Source organism: Planococcus sp. NCCP-2050, from assembly GCF_023708025.1.
Taxonomy (GTDB): Bacteria; Bacillota; Bacilli; order Bacillales_A; family Planococcaceae; genus Planococcus.
The window spans coordinates 104919-119568 of record NZ_BRCX01000002.1 but is presented as its reverse complement, the minus strand read 5'-3'; the positions used below and the strand labels follow the sequence as shown (position 1 = coordinate 119568).

Annotated in this window: 14 protein-coding genes; 9 read left to right on the top strand and 5 right to left on the bottom strand. The window is 44.5% G+C overall.

Annotated elements, in window-relative coordinates:
• Nucleotides 1-12 precede the first annotated feature (12 nt).
• Both NFU07_RS09870 and NFU07_RS09865 read left to right on the top strand, forming a co-directional pair.
• Complete coding sequence (locus tag NFU07_RS09870) at nucleotides 13-627, top strand: NAD(P)-dependent oxidoreductase (protein WP_251477521.1); 615 nt, start codon at nucleotides 13-15, stop codon at nucleotides 625-627.
• Nucleotides 624-1367: an alpha/beta hydrolase gene (locus tag NFU07_RS09865; protein WP_251477518.1), complete on the top strand. Its 744-nt coding sequence runs from the start codon at nucleotides 624-626 to the stop codon at nucleotides 1365-1367. The genes NFU07_RS09870 and NFU07_RS09865 overlap by 4 nt, the downstream gene beginning before the upstream one ends.
• 686 nt (nucleotides 1368-2053) lie before the next feature.
• On the opposite strand, the gene NFU07_RS09860 is transcribed toward NFU07_RS09865, so the two are convergent.
• Together NFU07_RS09860 and NFU07_RS09855 are read right to left on the bottom strand one after the other, a co-directional pair.
• The gene (locus NFU07_RS09860; RefSeq protein ID WP_251477515.1) at nucleotides 2054-3007 is read right to left on the bottom strand and encodes an ABC transporter permease; all 954 of its coding nucleotides are present in this window, start codon (nucleotides 3005-3007) and stop codon (nucleotides 2054-2056) included.
• Complete coding sequence (locus tag NFU07_RS09855; protein ID WP_251477512.1) at nucleotides 2976-3899, bottom strand: ABC transporter ATP-binding protein; 924 nt, start codon at nucleotides 3897-3899, stop codon at nucleotides 2976-2978. The genes NFU07_RS09860 and NFU07_RS09855 overlap by 32 nt, the downstream gene beginning before the upstream one ends.
• A gap of 182 nt (nucleotides 3900-4081) precedes the next feature.
• Between NFU07_RS09855 and NFU07_RS09850 the strand changes: the two genes are divergently transcribed.
• Both NFU07_RS09850 and NFU07_RS09845 read left to right on the top strand, forming a co-directional pair.
• A complete protein-coding gene (locus NFU07_RS09850) occupies nucleotides 4082-4480 on the top strand; it encodes a hypothetical protein (RefSeq protein WP_251477509.1) in 399 nt (132 codons plus the stop codon).
• Between the two features lie 165 nt (nucleotides 4481-4645).
• The gene (locus tag NFU07_RS09845; RefSeq protein ID WP_251477506.1) at nucleotides 4646-4888 is read left to right on the top strand and encodes a hypothetical protein; all 243 of its coding nucleotides are present in this window, start codon (nucleotides 4646-4648) and stop codon (nucleotides 4886-4888) included.
• Between the two features lie 54 nt (nucleotides 4889-4942).
• Here the strand turns inward: NFU07_RS09845 and NFU07_RS09840 are convergent, their stop codons facing one another.
• Nucleotides 4943-5197, bottom strand: a complete 255-nt coding sequence (locus NFU07_RS09840; RefSeq protein WP_251477503.1) for a hypothetical protein — start codon at nucleotides 5195-5197, stop codon at nucleotides 4943-4945.
• Nucleotides 5194-6351 (bottom strand): class I SAM-dependent methyltransferase, encoded by a 1158-nt coding sequence (locus NFU07_RS09835; RefSeq protein WP_251477500.1) that lies wholly within the window; start codon nucleotides 6349-6351, stop codon nucleotides 5194-5196. The genes NFU07_RS09840 and NFU07_RS09835 overlap by 4 nt, the downstream gene beginning before the upstream one ends.
• A 161-nt stretch (nucleotides 6352-6512) precedes the next feature.
• Here NFU07_RS09835 and NFU07_RS09830 point away from each other — a divergent pair, with 161 nt between their 5' ends.
• The 4 genes from NFU07_RS09830 (at nucleotide 6513) to cydC (ending at nucleotide 12998) form a co-directional block, all read left to right on the top strand.
• Entirely contained in the window at nucleotides 6513-8150 is a 1638-nt protein-coding gene (locus tag NFU07_RS09830) for an AMP-binding protein (RefSeq protein ID WP_251477497.1), read from the top strand.
• 196 nt (nucleotides 8151-8346) lie between these two features.
• Nucleotides 8347-8961, top strand: a complete 615-nt coding sequence (gene wrbA, locus NFU07_RS09825) for an NAD(P)H:quinone oxidoreductase (RefSeq protein WP_251477494.1) — start codon at nucleotides 8347-8349, stop codon at nucleotides 8959-8961.
• A gap of 609 nt (nucleotides 8962-9570) precedes the next feature.
• Nucleotides 9571-11295, top strand: a complete 1725-nt coding sequence (gene cydD / locus NFU07_RS09820; protein WP_251477491.1) for a thiol reductant ABC exporter subunit CydD — start codon at nucleotides 9571-9573, stop codon at nucleotides 11293-11295.
• On the top strand, nucleotides 11292-12998 hold the full coding sequence (gene cydC, locus NFU07_RS09815; RefSeq protein WP_251477487.1) for a thiol reductant ABC exporter subunit CydC: 1707 nt from the start codon (nucleotides 11292-11294) through the stop codon (nucleotides 12996-12998). The genes cydD and cydC overlap by 4 nt, the downstream gene beginning before the upstream one ends.
• 119 nt (nucleotides 12999-13117) lie before the next feature.
• On the opposite strand, the gene NFU07_RS09810 is transcribed toward cydC, so the two are convergent.
• Complete coding sequence (locus NFU07_RS09810; RefSeq protein WP_251477484.1) at nucleotides 13118-13366, bottom strand: hypothetical protein; 249 nt, start codon at nucleotides 13364-13366, stop codon at nucleotides 13118-13120.
• 262 nt (nucleotides 13367-13628) lie between these two features.
• Here NFU07_RS09810 and desA point away from each other — a divergent pair, with 262 nt between their 5' ends.
• Nucleotides 13629-14648 (top strand): Delta(5) desaturase DesA, encoded by a 1020-nt coding sequence (desA, locus tag NFU07_RS09805; RefSeq protein ID WP_251477481.1) that lies wholly within the window; start codon nucleotides 13629-13631, stop codon nucleotides 14646-14648.
• Nucleotides 14649-14650 lie beyond the last annotated feature (2 nt).

Genomic DNA, 14650 nt, shown 5'->3' with positions numbered 1-14650 from the left:
AGGAGGATGGATATGAACATCACCATTTTTGGTGCAACTGGCCGTGTTGGCCAAGAAATTTTAAAGCAGGCGTTAGCGGAGGGGCATCACGTAAAAGCCTTAGTGCGTTCGCTCAAACTGGAAGATCATGAAAATTTGGAAACACTGGCAGGCGATGTACGCAGTCAAGAAGATATCGAACGGGCTATAGAAGGCGCCGACTTGGTTTTTAGTGCACTGGGAACGGACCGTACGACTACTTTATCAGAAGCCATTCCATTCATTAAAAAGGCGATGGAAAAAGAGGGCATCAAACGTTTGATTACGATTGGAACGGCAGGGATCTTGAATAGCCGGCTGACGCCTGGCGTATTGCGCTACCAAGGCGGCGATTCCAACCGCAAATTGACGTTTGCTGCAGAAGAACATGAGAAGGTTTTCCGTTTGCTCGAAGCGTCTGAATTGGACTGGACGATTGTCTGCCCGACGTATTTGCCGGACGGAGAAGCACGCGGCAATTACCGGACAGAAAAAGATTTTCTCCCGGAAGAAGGCAGAGAAATCACAGTCGGCGACACAGCTGATTTTGCGTATAAGCAAATAGAAAGCGCGGAGTTCTTCAAAACCCGTGTCGGAATTTCCTATTGAGTGCGGGAAAAAGCGGGGCGAAAAAATGGACCATTCGGATTTTGCTTGGTTTTATTGCGCTGATTGCTTTGATCGTTATCGGCTTCATCGTCTATAGTCAATTCGATTACGGGCCAAGTGAAGTTCTGGAAGAACAAGTCGATCTCGAAGCGGTTGAACGGGATGACCAAGGACTCATCTTCATGCCGGAAGATTCGAATGGCCAAGGCCTTATCCTTTATCAAGGGGCAAAAGTGGACGCGGAAGCTTATGCGTATCTTGGCAAGAAACTGAGCGAGCAAGGCTACACGGTGTCGATTCCAGATCTGCCGCTGAAATTCGGGATTTTTGGAGTGGATAAAGCAGAAGCGGTAATCGCGGATTATCCGGAAATCGATTCTTGGTTTATCGGCGGCCATTCACTTGGCGGAGTTGCGGCTGCGATGTATGCCGATGAGCATCAAAATGAATTGGCGGGCTTATTTTTCCTAGGTTCTTATCCTTCAGGTGACTTTGCGTTAAGCGATTTGCCGATGCTGTCCGTTTATGGTAAAAAAGATGGCTTGACGCTTCTGGATGATATTCAGGACAATCGCATCCGGTTTTCTGCCAATAGTGAATTTGTCGAGATTCCTGGAGGCAACCATGCCCAGTTCGGGCTCTATGGTGAACAAAAAGGCGATAATCCGGCAGATATCCAGCCGCTTGAACAGCAGGACCTGGTTGTCGAGGCATTGCTGAACTGGATGGAAGACAAATAAAAAAAGGATCTGGAAGTCAGTAAACTGACGGCCAGATCCTTTTTTAGTTTTAGAGAGCAGCCTTCGCTTTTCGTTGTCCAGACTTCGGCTGCCAGATTCTCGGGTCATAAGCCAATCTGGCTGTGCGGTTGAGGACATACCGCTTCGCCAGCTCATCTTATGCCCGTCAAATCTACACGGCAGCCTTCGCTTTTCTTTGTCCAGACTCCGGCAGCTAGCCCCTCGAGGTCGCTTCAGTCTTATCAGCAATGGCAAAACCGCCATTACCGCTAAGACCTCCAGCGCTTGTCGGGGCTAACGAGCTGCCTTCGCTTTTCTAGTGTCCAGACTCCAGCGGCCAAGTTCTCGGGTCATAAGTCGTCTCGCCTGTGCGGCACAAAACGCCGCTTCGGCAATTCGCCTTATGCCCGTCGAACTTAAATGGCCGCGTCCGCTTTTCGTTGTCCAGACTCCGGCAGCTAGCCCCTCGAGGTCGCTTCAGTCTTATCAGCAATGGCAAAACCGCCATTACCGCTAAGACCTCCAGCGCTTGTCGGGGCTAACGAGCTGCCTTCGCTTTTCTAGTGTCCAGACTCCAGCGGCCAAGTTCTCGGGTCATAAGTCGTCTCGCCTGTGCGGCACAAAATGCCGCTTCGGCAATTCGCCTTATGCCCGTCGAACTTAAATGGCCGCTTCCGCTTTTCTATTTAAGCAGTAACGTCTCTTCTTGAAAATGTCCAATAGCTGATGGCCATGAAAATGAGGAAGTAAACGGCCAGGACAATAAGCGACATGGTCATGGTGATATCCGGTACGGGCATAAACCCGGTGTAGAATTGGGTTAAATCCGTATGGGTGAACAAATAGTATTTGACGATTTCGTAATTAGCGAGTAAATAGACGGCTTGGATTCCGGTGAACATCAGGAAAATCGATAAGCCGATTGCAAGGGAACTGGAACGGAAAACGGTGCCGAGCATAAAGGCGAAAGTTCCGATGATCCAGACGCTTGCGAAACTTAAAGCGGCCATTTTCAACGCTTCGATCCAGTAAGATCCTTCAACGACTTCTGAGCCGTTCCAGACAAGGAAAGTCCCGTCGCCGATGCCAAAGAAAATCAATCCGGCCAGTGCGCTGACAGCGATGGTTAAAATAGAGAGTAGAATCGCATAGATCATAGTAGTGATGTATTTAGATGTTAATATTTTCCACCTCTTAACAGGGCGAGTCAATAGCATTTTAATCGTGCCTTGGGAAAATTCCGAAGCAACTATCCCGGCAGCCACAATTACGGTAAACAGCGTGACGAGCGACAGCATCATATGAGAGTCGATTACTTGCTGCTGCATGCTTGTATATTCAAAGGCAGGGACTTCATTCGCAAGGCGATATTCCGCAATTGCTGCTTGGCCTTCGTAATAGTCTTTTTGCTGGTCGCTAAGGTTCGGGTCCATCAACATCGCTTCTGCATTTGCCTGTTGATTGGCAGCCACTTCTTGCCACGTTTCTTCTTCATTGACCATCATGCTGGAATTGACCCATTTGGTAATGCCCATCGATGCGAACAAAATGACAACCAGCAAAGCGGCCATGATCCAGCTTGTTTTCTTGCTCCATAATTTCATCCATTCATTTTGAATGAGTTTCAGCAATTTGGCCACCTCCGGTCATTTCAAGGAATTGATCTTCAAGCGTTGCGCGATGCGGTTGAACAGCATAGATTTTCGCACCGGCAGATACGAGCATATTAACGGCTCCAGGAATGTGCTGCGATTCGGTATCGATCAAATAGCCTTTGTCATGCGCAGTAACCGGGAAGCCGGCGCCGCTCAAAACTTCGAGTGCCAGCTCATTTGGTTCCGCATGAATATAATAGCGGGAAATATTGAGTTCTTTGACGTTCTTAATATCAATCAGTTCGCCATTTTGAATCACGGCAATCCGGTCGCATAATAATTCGATTTCTGATAAAAGATGGCTGGAGACAAAAACAGCGACGCCATTTTCGCTTGCGACTTTTTGCAGGTACATCCGGAATTCCCGGATGCCTGCAGGGTCCAGGCCATTTGTCGGCTCATCCAGGATCAAAAATTTCGGGTCATGCAAAAGTGCCTGTGCGAGGCCGAGCCGCTGCCGCATCCCGAGAGAATAGGAGCCGACTTTTTCGTTGATGCGATTCTGCATGCCGACTTGCTGGACGACTTCATCAATGCGTTTTTTGGAAATCTCTTTGTGCATTCGGGAAAAATGCAAAAGATTTTTGTAGCCGGTCATGTACTTATACATTTCCGGATTTTCAACAATTACCCCGACTTTCTGAATGCTCTCTTCAAAGTTGGATTGGATCGATTGTCCATCAATCAAAACTTCGCCTTCCGTCGGGCGCATCAATCCGACCATCATGCGAATGGTCGTCGTTTTACCGGCGCCATTTGGTCCGAGAAAACCAGTGATTTGGCCTTTATATAAGTCGAGGCTCAAATTTTTAATGATATTCTTCTTTCCAATTGTCTTCGAAAGATTCTTGATCTGCACAATCGGTTTTTCTGTCATCTTCTTCCACCCGCTTTCCGCAGCTTGATTCCGCTGCGTATGTCATTATGTATTAACGATTGAAGAGGCTTGAAGTTTCAAAAATCCCTTTCTTATTCAAAAGATGGAATGAAAATAAAAGCATAAACAAATTGAAAAGGGGAATAAATAGACTAGAAACCAGAAAATCGGAGGGATTGATCATGAAGGAACTTCAAGACAAAGAGCAGATTTTAATGGCCTATTACACGCAATACTATACAGCTGCCACGACCGAAGATGTAGCAGCGCTCGATGAACGGTTATCTCAAGGGATTGGCAAAGAACGGTATGAAGAAGCAATGAATGAATTGAAAGAAGAAGGGCTTATTAACGGGCTGGATCTAGTAAAAGAAGAAGAGGGCGAGGGTCCGCCTCTTCCAATGGCAACCAACGAAGGAATGCTTTACATCAATAACACGCTTAATCTTCAATCCGATGCAGTAGAGGATCATCAATTGGATTACCTGGACAATAATCTAAAAACAAGCGGGTTGGAATTGACCTTGGAGCCCGTCAAAACCTATATAGAAGAAGCGATTCACCAACAAAAGGAAATGTGAGATTGAAAAAAAGAAACCGCGGCTTTGCTTGGTTAGAGCGATGCCGCGGTTTCTTTTACTTTTATCTTCACTACGTTTCAATTGTTAAGAAACTGTGAAAAAAATAATTTCCTCTTTTTTTCTGAAGAATTATGTTTATAATGCTTATATTGGGGGTATGAGCATATGAATCGTTTTTCGATAACAGAAATTAAAGAACGCAACAGTAAATCAGCTCAAGCAATCGGCTTCTTGATCGCCGGAATTCTCGCCGCGCTCGTCTATGGAATTATCCAACTGTCATTGCCGGCCTTTTTGTTGGCTTTTGTTTTCGCTGTCAATCTTTTCTTGGAAACCCGTGAATACAAAAAGAGCTACAAGATTGAATTGGAAGCTGCAAAATATAATGAAGACAACCTGAATTCTTAACTGCGCATAAAAGAAAAGCCGCCTGTCCCAAATGGACAGGCGGCTTTTCCCGCTTTAAAGTTCAAAAATGAAAAATGCCAGGAAAATCGTGATGACGACGATGAAATTGGTAGCCATAGCCCCTTTTTTGCCGACCGGCTTTTCGAGGGAAGGGAAACGGTCGAGAAGTTTCATCAGTCCAGCAATCAAGCCGACGATCAGCAGCAAATTTACGATTAAATGCATATCGTAGATTTTTACATCTATAAAGCGGACGAGGATTACGGTAAAAGCGAGAACGATGCCATTGGCGAGATTTTTCCGTGTCATAGGAGCTCCTTTAATTCGTTTTCAAGAAAAGGTTTGGCTGATAAGAGCTGCGTGAATTGCTGATAGCGTTCAAATTGTCCGGGCAGCGGTTTTTTTCCTGTTTTATAAGCCCGGATCAAAATATTTTTGGGCGTATGTTCAATGTCGATAAACTCCATTAATTGCGTTTCATAGCCGACAAGCGATAATAATTCTGCACGGATGGAATCGGTTGCGAGTGCGCTGAAGCGCTCTTTGATCAAACCATGCTGAAGCATAATGCCAAGTTCCGGCGCTTCGATTTGGCTATTGAGTTCATGCTGGCAACAAGGAACGCTTAAAATGACTTTCGCATTCCATTTTACAGCACGAGATAAAGCCATGTCCGTAGCGACGTCACAGGCATGAAGGGTGACAACCATATCGACTGCGGATTCTTCGTTGTAATCATTGATGTCGCCGACCAAAAACTCCAGCTGACTGTAATTTAAATCTTCAGCGATGCGCTGGCATTCTTCAATGACTTCTTTTTTTAGATCGAGTCCTGTGACCCGCAAATCAAGCCCTTTTTCAATCCGCAAATAATGATAGAGAGCGAAAGTCAGATAAGATTTGCCTGAACCGAAATCGAGTATGCGAACTGTGCGGTCTTTCGGCAAATGCGCAAGTGCATCATCAATGAATTCGATAAACCGGTTGATTTGGCGGAACTTATCGTATTTCTGCTTTTTGACTTTGCCATCCGGACTTTGTACGCCAAGACGCACCAAAAACGGATAAGGCACGCCGTCTTCCAGCAAGTACTGTTTCTTGCGGTTATGGGAAAGCTCAGCTTTTTTCGTTTCCGTCTGTTCTATTTTCCAGGAAACTTTAAATTTCTTAGAAAGCTGGATCTGTACTTTTTCTTCGGAAAACTGAAAAAGTCCTTGGCGGAACTCTTCGAATAAACTTGTTAATTTAGCAGGGACCTCATCCAATGTTAAATTTTCATGTTTAAGTACATGTTCATATTGATATTCGAATTGAATAAAGTAATCATTTTTTATTTCCACAGGCTTTAGTTTCACCCGTTTGATATCATTCGATTTTAAACGCGGCTGGCTGATGGTGGCCGAAACAAGTTCCCGCTGCTGTAAACGAGCGGCGAGTGAATCATGCATTGATTGTAATTCCATTTCAATTCCCTTTCGTGGTCCAGAATACTTTCCATTTTATCATGTATGGCATCTAAAGGGCGAAAGCTTAGTTTGAACATATCGTTTGAATGTCGTATTGTTGGAATTTTATGATAACATAAAAGGTATATTGAAAACGTTTACATAACGGAGGGATGAAAATGGCGATTTTAGAAAAGACGGTTGGCCAAATTGTGCGTGAGCAAGCAGCTCTCCATCCGGAAACAGAAGCTTATGTGTATCCGGAACACGGCATACGCAAGACTTATCGGGAGTTCGACCAAGAAACAGACCGCCTTGCGAAAGCATTTATAGGAATAGGGATAGAAAAAGGCGAACACATTGCGATTTGGTCTGACAATAAGCGCGAATGGCTGCTCAGCCAATATGCGACAGGGAAAATGGGCGGGGTGCTAGTGACCGTCAATACAAGTTATCAAGCAAGCGAACTTGAGTATCTTTTAAAACAATCCGATGCGACGACCTTGATATTAGGCGAAGAGTTCAAAAGCTCCAATTATATTGAAATTTTGAATACGGTTTGTCCAGAGTTAAAGACCGCGGAAAAAGGGAGCCTTTCAAGCAGCAAACTTCCGCATTTCAAACGTGTCATCGTAATGAGCAAGAATCAGCATCCTGGAATTTACACATGGAGCGAATTCGAAGCGTTTGCGGATCGAGTGGGCGATGAGGAATTGGAAAATCGCTTTGATTCGATGGAGCCGGATGACGTCATCAATATTCAATACACATCCGGTACAACCGGCTTTCCGAAAGGTGTCATGCTGACGCATCTGAATGTTGTAAATAACGGCAAGCTTGTCGGTGACACAATGAACTTAACGGAAAATGATCGCTTGTGCATCCCAGTGCCCTTTTTCCATTGCTTCGGCTGCGTTCTTGGAACAATGGCAGCGGTGACGCATTCGACGACCATGGTCATCGCAGAGCAATTCGAACCGAAACGGGTGCTGCAAATGGTACAGGATGAGAAATGTACAGGGTTACATGGTGTCCCGACGATGTTCATCGCAGAGCTGAATCATCCGGACTTTAAGAGTTTCGATACGTCAACTTTGCGGACAGGCATCATGGCAGGTTCGCCTTGTCCGATTGAAGTGATGAAGAAAGTGATTAGCGAGATGGGTGCTTCGGAAATTACGATCGCATACGGCCAAACCGAATCCTCGCCGGTAATCACCCAGACGCGTGCAGATGATGATATTGAAAAACGAGTCGCGACGGTCGGCAAACCGCACGCTGAAGTGGAAGTGAAGATTGTGGATCCCGTGACGAATGAGGAAGTCGCAATCGGGATGCCGGGAGAGCTCTGTACGAGAGGGTACCATATCATGAAAGGCTATTATCAAAACGAAGAAGCAACAAAGCAAGCCATCGACCAAGACGGCTGGCTGCATACGGGCGATATCGCTGTCGAAGACGAGGATGGCTATATTGCCGTGACTGGGCGCATCAAAGATATGGTCATTCGTGGAGGGGAAAATATCTATCCGCGCGAGATAGAAGAATTTTTATATCAACACCCTTCAGTCCAAGATGTTCAAGTAGTCGGAGTACCGGATCCGAAGTACGGGGAAGAGCTGATGGCCTGGGTCATTCTCAAAGACGGCGAACAAATGCCGACAGAAGAGTTGCGGAATTATTGCAAAGGCAAAATATCGCATCATAAAATTCCGCGCTATATCGAATTCACAAAAGAATATCCAATGACTGCTTCCGGCAAGATTCAAAAATTTAAATTGCGAGAGTTGGCTATAGAGCGCAGCCAGCAAGATTGAATAGAAGAAATGAATTGAACCTCTGTGATTACTGGCAGAGGTTTTTATTGTGTTTTTATCACATGTATAAATCATTGATATTTGTTTAATTTTTCTGAAGAAAGGGGAAAGTGTAAACGTAAGAGAAATCTTAAATTCAGGATAATTTTGTCTTTACGTATCAGTCACGGACTTTATACAAAAAGGAGAGAAAATTATGGCTAACATCAAACTGGCAATCATTTATTACAGTTCAACAGGAACGAACTATCAGATGGCAAGATGGGCAGAAGCAGCTGCACAAGAAACGGGTGCTGAAGTCAAATTGGCAAAAGTGAGAGAAAATGCTCCGCAGGGAGCGATCGATTCGAATCCTGCATGGAAAGCACATGCAGAAGCGACTGCGGATGTGCCGGTAGCAGAAGTTGACTTATTGGAATGGGCGGATGCCATTATTTTCAGTGTTCCGACAAGGTTCGGGCATGTCCCGTCGCAGTTCCAGCAATTCCTCGATACAACCGGTGGATTATGGGCACAGGGCAAATTGGCGAATAAAGTTGTAAGTGCCATGTCTTCGGCTCAGAACTCGCATGGCGGACAGGAAGCGACCGTTCTGGCAGTTTATACGTCGATGTTCCACTGGGGAGCGATTGTAGCTGCGCCAGGCTATAACGATCCGGCCTTATTCAAAGCTGGAGGAAATCCATATGGTACAAGTGTAAGTGTGGATCAAGAGGGGAATATGGTTGAAGATGTTGCAGATGCCGTCGCTTATCAAGCAAGACATACGGTTGAAGTGGCACAATGGATCAAAAATGGACGCAGCCAATAATGGTTAATCGGAGCAGGCAGGCTATCTACTAGCAGTTGCCTGCTTTAACTTTTTAAATTGGGGTATAGTAAAAATAGAAACAAAGTCAAATAGAGGTTGACAAACAGTAAAATTATAGGTAATTTTACTTCAATTGCTATAATAAAAGGCCTATATAATTTGACTTTTCTGAAAACTATTGATATGATGGCACAAATGTATAGGCACATCAGCTTGGGTCTTTGAAACTACCATGGAGTGGGGTGAGGATCTTGATGACAAAAGAGGAACAGACTATTTTTGAATACGAGCTATATAAACTTAGTTTGGAATATCAGAAATGCATGGACGATTATTTAAAATCGCAAATTCAACAAGACATTTCTTTTTTGTCATCAGTCCTTCAAGGGTCGCAGAAAAGGGAGTCGCAACCACGTTCTGCACATTAAAAAAAATCACAGCGAAAAGCCGCTGTGATTTTTTTTGTTTTCTTGCCTTTTTGGCCCGATGCGTTTGTGAACAGATTTGTAACAAACACGCCAGAAAAACGCTTAACAGCGGACAGCTGGAGCGGAATTTAACCTTCCATGCCTTATAATAGAAGTAACAGCGGCTAAAGGAGAGAATTGCATGCTTGATCTTAAACAGCTAGCGTTTGAACGGAAAAATAGAATGGCTTGGTTGATTGTCGCTTCTCTATTAAAAGGACTTGCGATGATTGGACAAGCATTGTTTTTTGTCTGGATTGCAGATGCGGTATTCTTAAAAGATGCCTCATTCCAAGAAGTTCTGCCCTATTTTGGAGGCTTGCTTGCAGCGATATTGATTCGTGCAGCTAGTGGCTACGCGATTGGCAGAACAGGTGTAAATTTAGCTTCCGAAGCCAAAAGCACCTTGCGAACGAAGTTGACTGCCTCTTTTGCTCGAAATCCGCTTCAGGCTTCTGTCCAAGGGCAATCTGGTGAAAAAGTCAGCTTGCTTCTCGATGCAGTCGACGAAGTGGACGGTTATTTTAGTAAATACATTCCTCAAATGATTCAAAGTGCAATCATTCCTGTCCTTCTATTAGTTGTGATTTTTTCTCAACATTGGGTGACGGGGCTTATCATATTAGTCACGGCTCCATTTATTCCTGTATTTATGGCGCTTGTCGGCATTAAGACCAAAGAAAAAGCTGACGCACAAATGGAAAAGCTTGGCCAGTTTTCAGGAACTTTTTTGGATGTCCTGCAAGGGTTGACGACTTTAAAGCTATTTGGGCGTGCGGAGCAGCAAAAGCAAGTCATCAAAAAAAGCAGCCTCGATTTCCGGGATGCAACCATGGAAGTGTTGAAGTCAGCGTTTTTGTCTTCGCTGATGCTCGAATACATTTCCATGCTCAGCATGGGGATCATTGCATTGGAAATCGGTTTGCGTCTTGTAGTTTACGATAATTTAACTTTTTTTACGGCATTTTTTGTGATGATATTAGTGCCCGATTTCTTTAACCTATTAAAAGACTTCGGCAGTGCTTTCCATACGGGGCGCGGCAGTGCAGCAGCAGCGAAACGCTTGGCTGCTGAGCTTGAAAAAGAACATCAGCCAGTCGCTTGGGGAGAGGCTGAAATGCCTCAACAGCCGCTTGCTATCAACATGAATGCTTTGTCTTTCCAATATGAAGGCGGATTCGAATTAGGGCCAATTGATGTAGCGGTTTCTCCTAGAAGCCAAATAGCGATTATCGGGAAAAGCGGATCAGGGAAAACGACTTTGCTGCATGCCATTGCAGGCTTATTGCCGGTAAAGCACGGACAAATTTTAGTGAATGGCGTTCCTAGAAATGAAATCGCCGAGAAGTCCTGGTTCAATCACTTGAGTTATATTTCTCAAAATCCGTATTTATTTGCAGGTACAATTAAAGAAAATATTTTAATCGGCACGAGCCGGCCGGCGACAGAAGATGAATTAGTGGAAGCTGCACGGAAAGCTGGAATTCTGGAAATGGTTTATTCATTGAAACTCGGCTTTGATACGCCTGTTGGGGAAGCGGGAAGAGGATTGTCCGGCGGTGAAAAACAGCGCATTGCTTTGGCGCGTGCTTTTCTTAAAAAACCTTCTCTAATTCTCTTTGACGAGCCTACATCGGGATTGGATTTAACTACTGAAAAAATTCTGCAGGAAGCGATTGAAGAACTTGGCCGGGAAGCGACCGTTATTACTGTGGCGCATCGCCTGCATACGGTGAGAAATTCAGATGTAATTTTAGTTTTGGTTGACGGAAAGTTAGCGGCAAAAGGCAGCCACGAGGAATTGTTGAAAATGTACGGCCCTTACCGGGAGATGCTGGCTATCCAGCAAGGAGGTGTCTTGCAATGAAGGAATTAAAGCAAGTGTTGCTGCTGACAATCCGGGAAAAAAGAGACGTCAGCATCGCAATCTTTTTCGGTTTCCTAGCGGGAATCGCGGGAGTTGCCCTTATGGCTTCAAGCGGGTATTTAATCTCGAAGGCGGCATTGACTTCGCAGATGACCATTTTGATCGTCATGGGTGCCTGCCTGAAATTATTCGGTTTGGTGTCAGCGTTAAGCCGCTATGCGGAGCGCTTATTCTCGCACCGGGCAACTTTTACGATGCTCAGCAATTTGCGCGTATCCTTTTTCGAACGCCTTGAACCGCACGCGCCGCAAATCTTCCAGAAATATCGAAGCGGAGATTTATTGGCGCGCATTGTCGGCGATGTAGAAAGTTTGCAGAACTTTTTGCTGCGGGTATTTTATCCGCCAGTCGTTCTTGGGATCGTCTTTTTAAGCACCATCTTCTTTACCTCTTTCTTTTCATTCGCCATTGCGCTTGTGATTGCCGGAGGCATGGTTTTAACGATTATCGTAGTGCCAGCCATCTTTGCGTGGCGCCAACGGAAAATCGATTCCGCTACCCGGACAAGCCGGGCTGCCCTGTCATCGGAAGCGACTGAATTTCTTTTCGGTTTCCGTGACCTGAAAATCTATCAGCAATTGGAAAGTAAAGAACAGCAGCTGGCTGCTTTTTCAGATGACTATGCCGAACAGCAGCGAAAAGCAGGGCTTGAAGAAAACTTAAGCCAGTCAGTGAATGGTTTTGTAGCACTTCTTGTGTCCTTTTTCGTATTAGGGCTAGGAACTTATTTTGTAGCCACTGACCAGTTGGACGGCCTGTATTTGGCTATGCTCGTGATGATTTCGTTGGCCGTATTTGAAAACGTTCCGCCAATGGCTGTATTTCCTGCTTATTTCGAAGACAACCGCAAAGCGGCTGTCCGTTTGGAAAATGTTGTAGCACAAGAAGAAAATAGCGAAAAACTGCTGGAGCTGCCTAGCGGGCCGCTGGATTTCAAATTGAATAAAGTAGCCTTTACGTATCCAAATGAGGAACGGCCAGCACTTGACCATGTTTCCCTGACGATTAAAGAAGGAACGAAAACAGCGATTGTCGGGCCGAGCGGTTCAGGGAAAACGACTTTGCTGCAAGTCCTATTGAATATTGCGGACATTGATGCCGGAGATATTACCATCGGCGGCAAAACGCTTCAAAACGTACGCCAGGAAAATTTGTGGAATGCAATGAATGTCGTGTTGCAGGAAAATCATTTCTTCTTTGGCACCATCCGCAGCAATTTATTGATTGCTAATGAAGAGGCGTCAGAGGAAGAGATGCAGGAAGCATTGAACAAGGTTCAGCTGGACCAGTTCTCGTTAGACACGAAAGTCAGTGAAAAAGGGGCGAACTTGTCGGGCGGCGAAAAGCAGCGTCTTGCGATTGCCAGAGCTTTGTTAAAATCGAAACCGATTTGGCTGCTTGATGAACCTGTCTCATCTGTCGACAGTGTCACTGCTCAAGCAATTTATAAAGAGCTTTTTGCAAACGGCGAAAAGAATACCTTTATCATCATTAGCCATGATTTATCCGGTCTTGAACAGATGGACCAAATCATCGTCATGGAACGAGGCCGTGTCATTGAAACCGGTACTTACGAAGAAGTGATGAAGCGGCAAGGGTATTTCTATAAATTGAAGCAAGTCGAAAAAAGTATATTTGCATAAGCAAAAAACGGAAGGCGTCGCATTCAAGCGAGGACCTTCCGTTTTTTTAGGAAGAGGATTATGGCAATAATTTTACCGCCAAAAAAGCCGGTCGGCTGGACCAGCTTTTATAGAAAAGTCTATAAGAGTGTTTTTTCCTTTTCGATATAGAAACTTTGCTCTCTTTTTGCATCTTCAAGTTTCATCTGTTCTAATTCTAATCGCATCTTTTGCGTCTCAATCACAAAGTTCTCATGCTTCAACCGTTCAAGCTCCAATTGGCTTTCGATCATTTTATTCTTAAGCTTCGTTTGGGTTTGGAAATGGGAGGTAATGATGCCAGCGAGTGGAATTGAAAAAATCATAATCACAGCTACGAGCCCAGTCACACTGTTCACCTCTCTTTTGAATTTTCTGATTTATTTCAGTATACCTGATGATGGGGAAATGAAAAAGGATATTGACGGCATTTAATGGAAGAATTCTTCGTTTCTTTACTGGTATTCCACAAAAGGGCATTACCAAAACCAGCAATACATGACAAGTGTCATATAACATCCATGCGTTTATGCCTTTTTTGTCATAGCCGGATTCTTTATGATTAGGATAATAAGTTATCCGGGCAGACAAACCCGTATAAGGAGGAAGAACATGAGCAGAGAAAAAACAGCGCAATTACGCAAGTTTGTAGCACCGTTCGAAAAAGCAGATGTTAAAGCAAGTGTACGTCAATTGGTGAATACGATTCCGCCATTCATCATCGCATGGACTTTGGCATACTTCGCTCTTGACGTCTCCATTTGGCTAACGATCGCTTTATGTATCGTTGCTGCAGGTTTTGTCGTTCGTACGTTCATCATTTTCCACGATTGCACACACGGTTCATTCTTTAAGAACAAAAAAGCCAATGCAGTTGTCGGAACAATTACGGGAATTATGACATTATTCGCTTATGAAAAATGGAAACGCGAGCACTCGATCCACCATGCTTCAAGCGGAAATTTAGATAAGCGCGGCGTCGGCGATATTTGGGTCATGACGATCGAAGAATATGTAGAAGCTTCTAAATGGGAACGTTTCAAATACCGTATGTACCGCAACCCATTAGTAATGTTCGGTTTAGGGCCATTATTCTTGGTTTTGATCTCAAGCCGTTTCAACCGTAAAGATGCACGTAAAAAAGAACGCAACAATACGTATTTGATCAATATTTCTCTTGTCGTGACTTATTCACTTCTTATCTGGGCAATCGGCTGGCAGGCATTCCTGATTGTTCAAGGGACTACAATGTTTACAGCAGGCGCACTTGGCATTTGGCTGTTCTACATCCAGCATACATTTGAAGATTCGTATTTCGAAGATGAAAACGAATGGGATTATGTGAAAGCAGCTGTAGAAGGAAGTTCATATTACCAACTTCCGAAAGTTTTGCAGTGGGTAACAGGGAACATCGGTTTCCACCATGTGCACCATTTGAGCCCGCGGGTTCCGAACTACAATTTGGAAAAAGCGCATGAATCCACTCCGCCGCTTCAACAAGCGACAACAATCAACATCAAAACAAGCCTTAAATCATTACGCTATAAAGTGTACGATGCGAAAAACAAAACGTTTGTCACTTTTGGGGACATCAAGCATTTGCTGAATGAAAACAAAATGACAGCACAATAACG

Bases quoted from the DNA above. Each gene is read 5' to 3' on its own strand.
- NFU07_RS09850 (WP_251477509.1), top strand. From the start codon at position 4,082: ATGAAGGAACTTCAAGACAAAGAGCAGATTTTAATGGCCTATTACACG.
- NFU07_RS09840 (WP_251477503.1), bottom strand. From the start codon at position 5,197: ATGACACGGAAAAATCTCGCCAATGGCATCGTTCTCGCTTTTACCGTA.
- cydD (WP_251477491.1), top strand. From the start codon at position 9,571: ATGCTTGATCTTAAACAGCTAGCGTTTGAACGGAAAAATAGAATGGCT.
- NFU07_RS09845 (WP_251477506.1), top strand. From the start codon at position 4,646: ATGAATCGTTTTTCGATAACAGAAATTAAAGAACGCAACAGTAAATCA.
- wrbA (WP_251477494.1), top strand. From the start codon at position 8,347: ATGGCTAACATCAAACTGGCAATCATTTATTACAGTTCAACAGGAACG.
- NFU07_RS09830 (WP_251477497.1), top strand. From the start codon at position 6,513: ATGGCGATTTTAGAAAAGACGGTTGGCCAAATTGTGCGTGAGCAAGCA.
- NFU07_RS09855 (WP_251477512.1), bottom strand. From the start codon at position 3,899: ATGACAGAAAAACCGATTGTGCAGATCAAGAATCTTTCGAAGACAATT.
- NFU07_RS09835 (WP_251477500.1), bottom strand. From the start codon at position 6,351: ATGGAATTACAATCAATGCATGATTCACTCGCCGCTCGTTTACAGCAG.
- desA (WP_251477481.1), top strand. From the start codon at position 13,629: ATGAGCAGAGAAAAAACAGCGCAATTACGCAAGTTTGTAGCACCGTTC.
- cydC (WP_251477487.1), top strand. From the start codon at position 11,292: ATGAAGGAATTAAAGCAAGTGTTGCTGCTGACAATCCGGGAAAAAAGA.
- NFU07_RS09870 (WP_251477521.1), top strand. From the start codon at position 13: ATGAACATCACCATTTTTGGTGCAACTGGCCGTGTTGGCCAAGAAATT.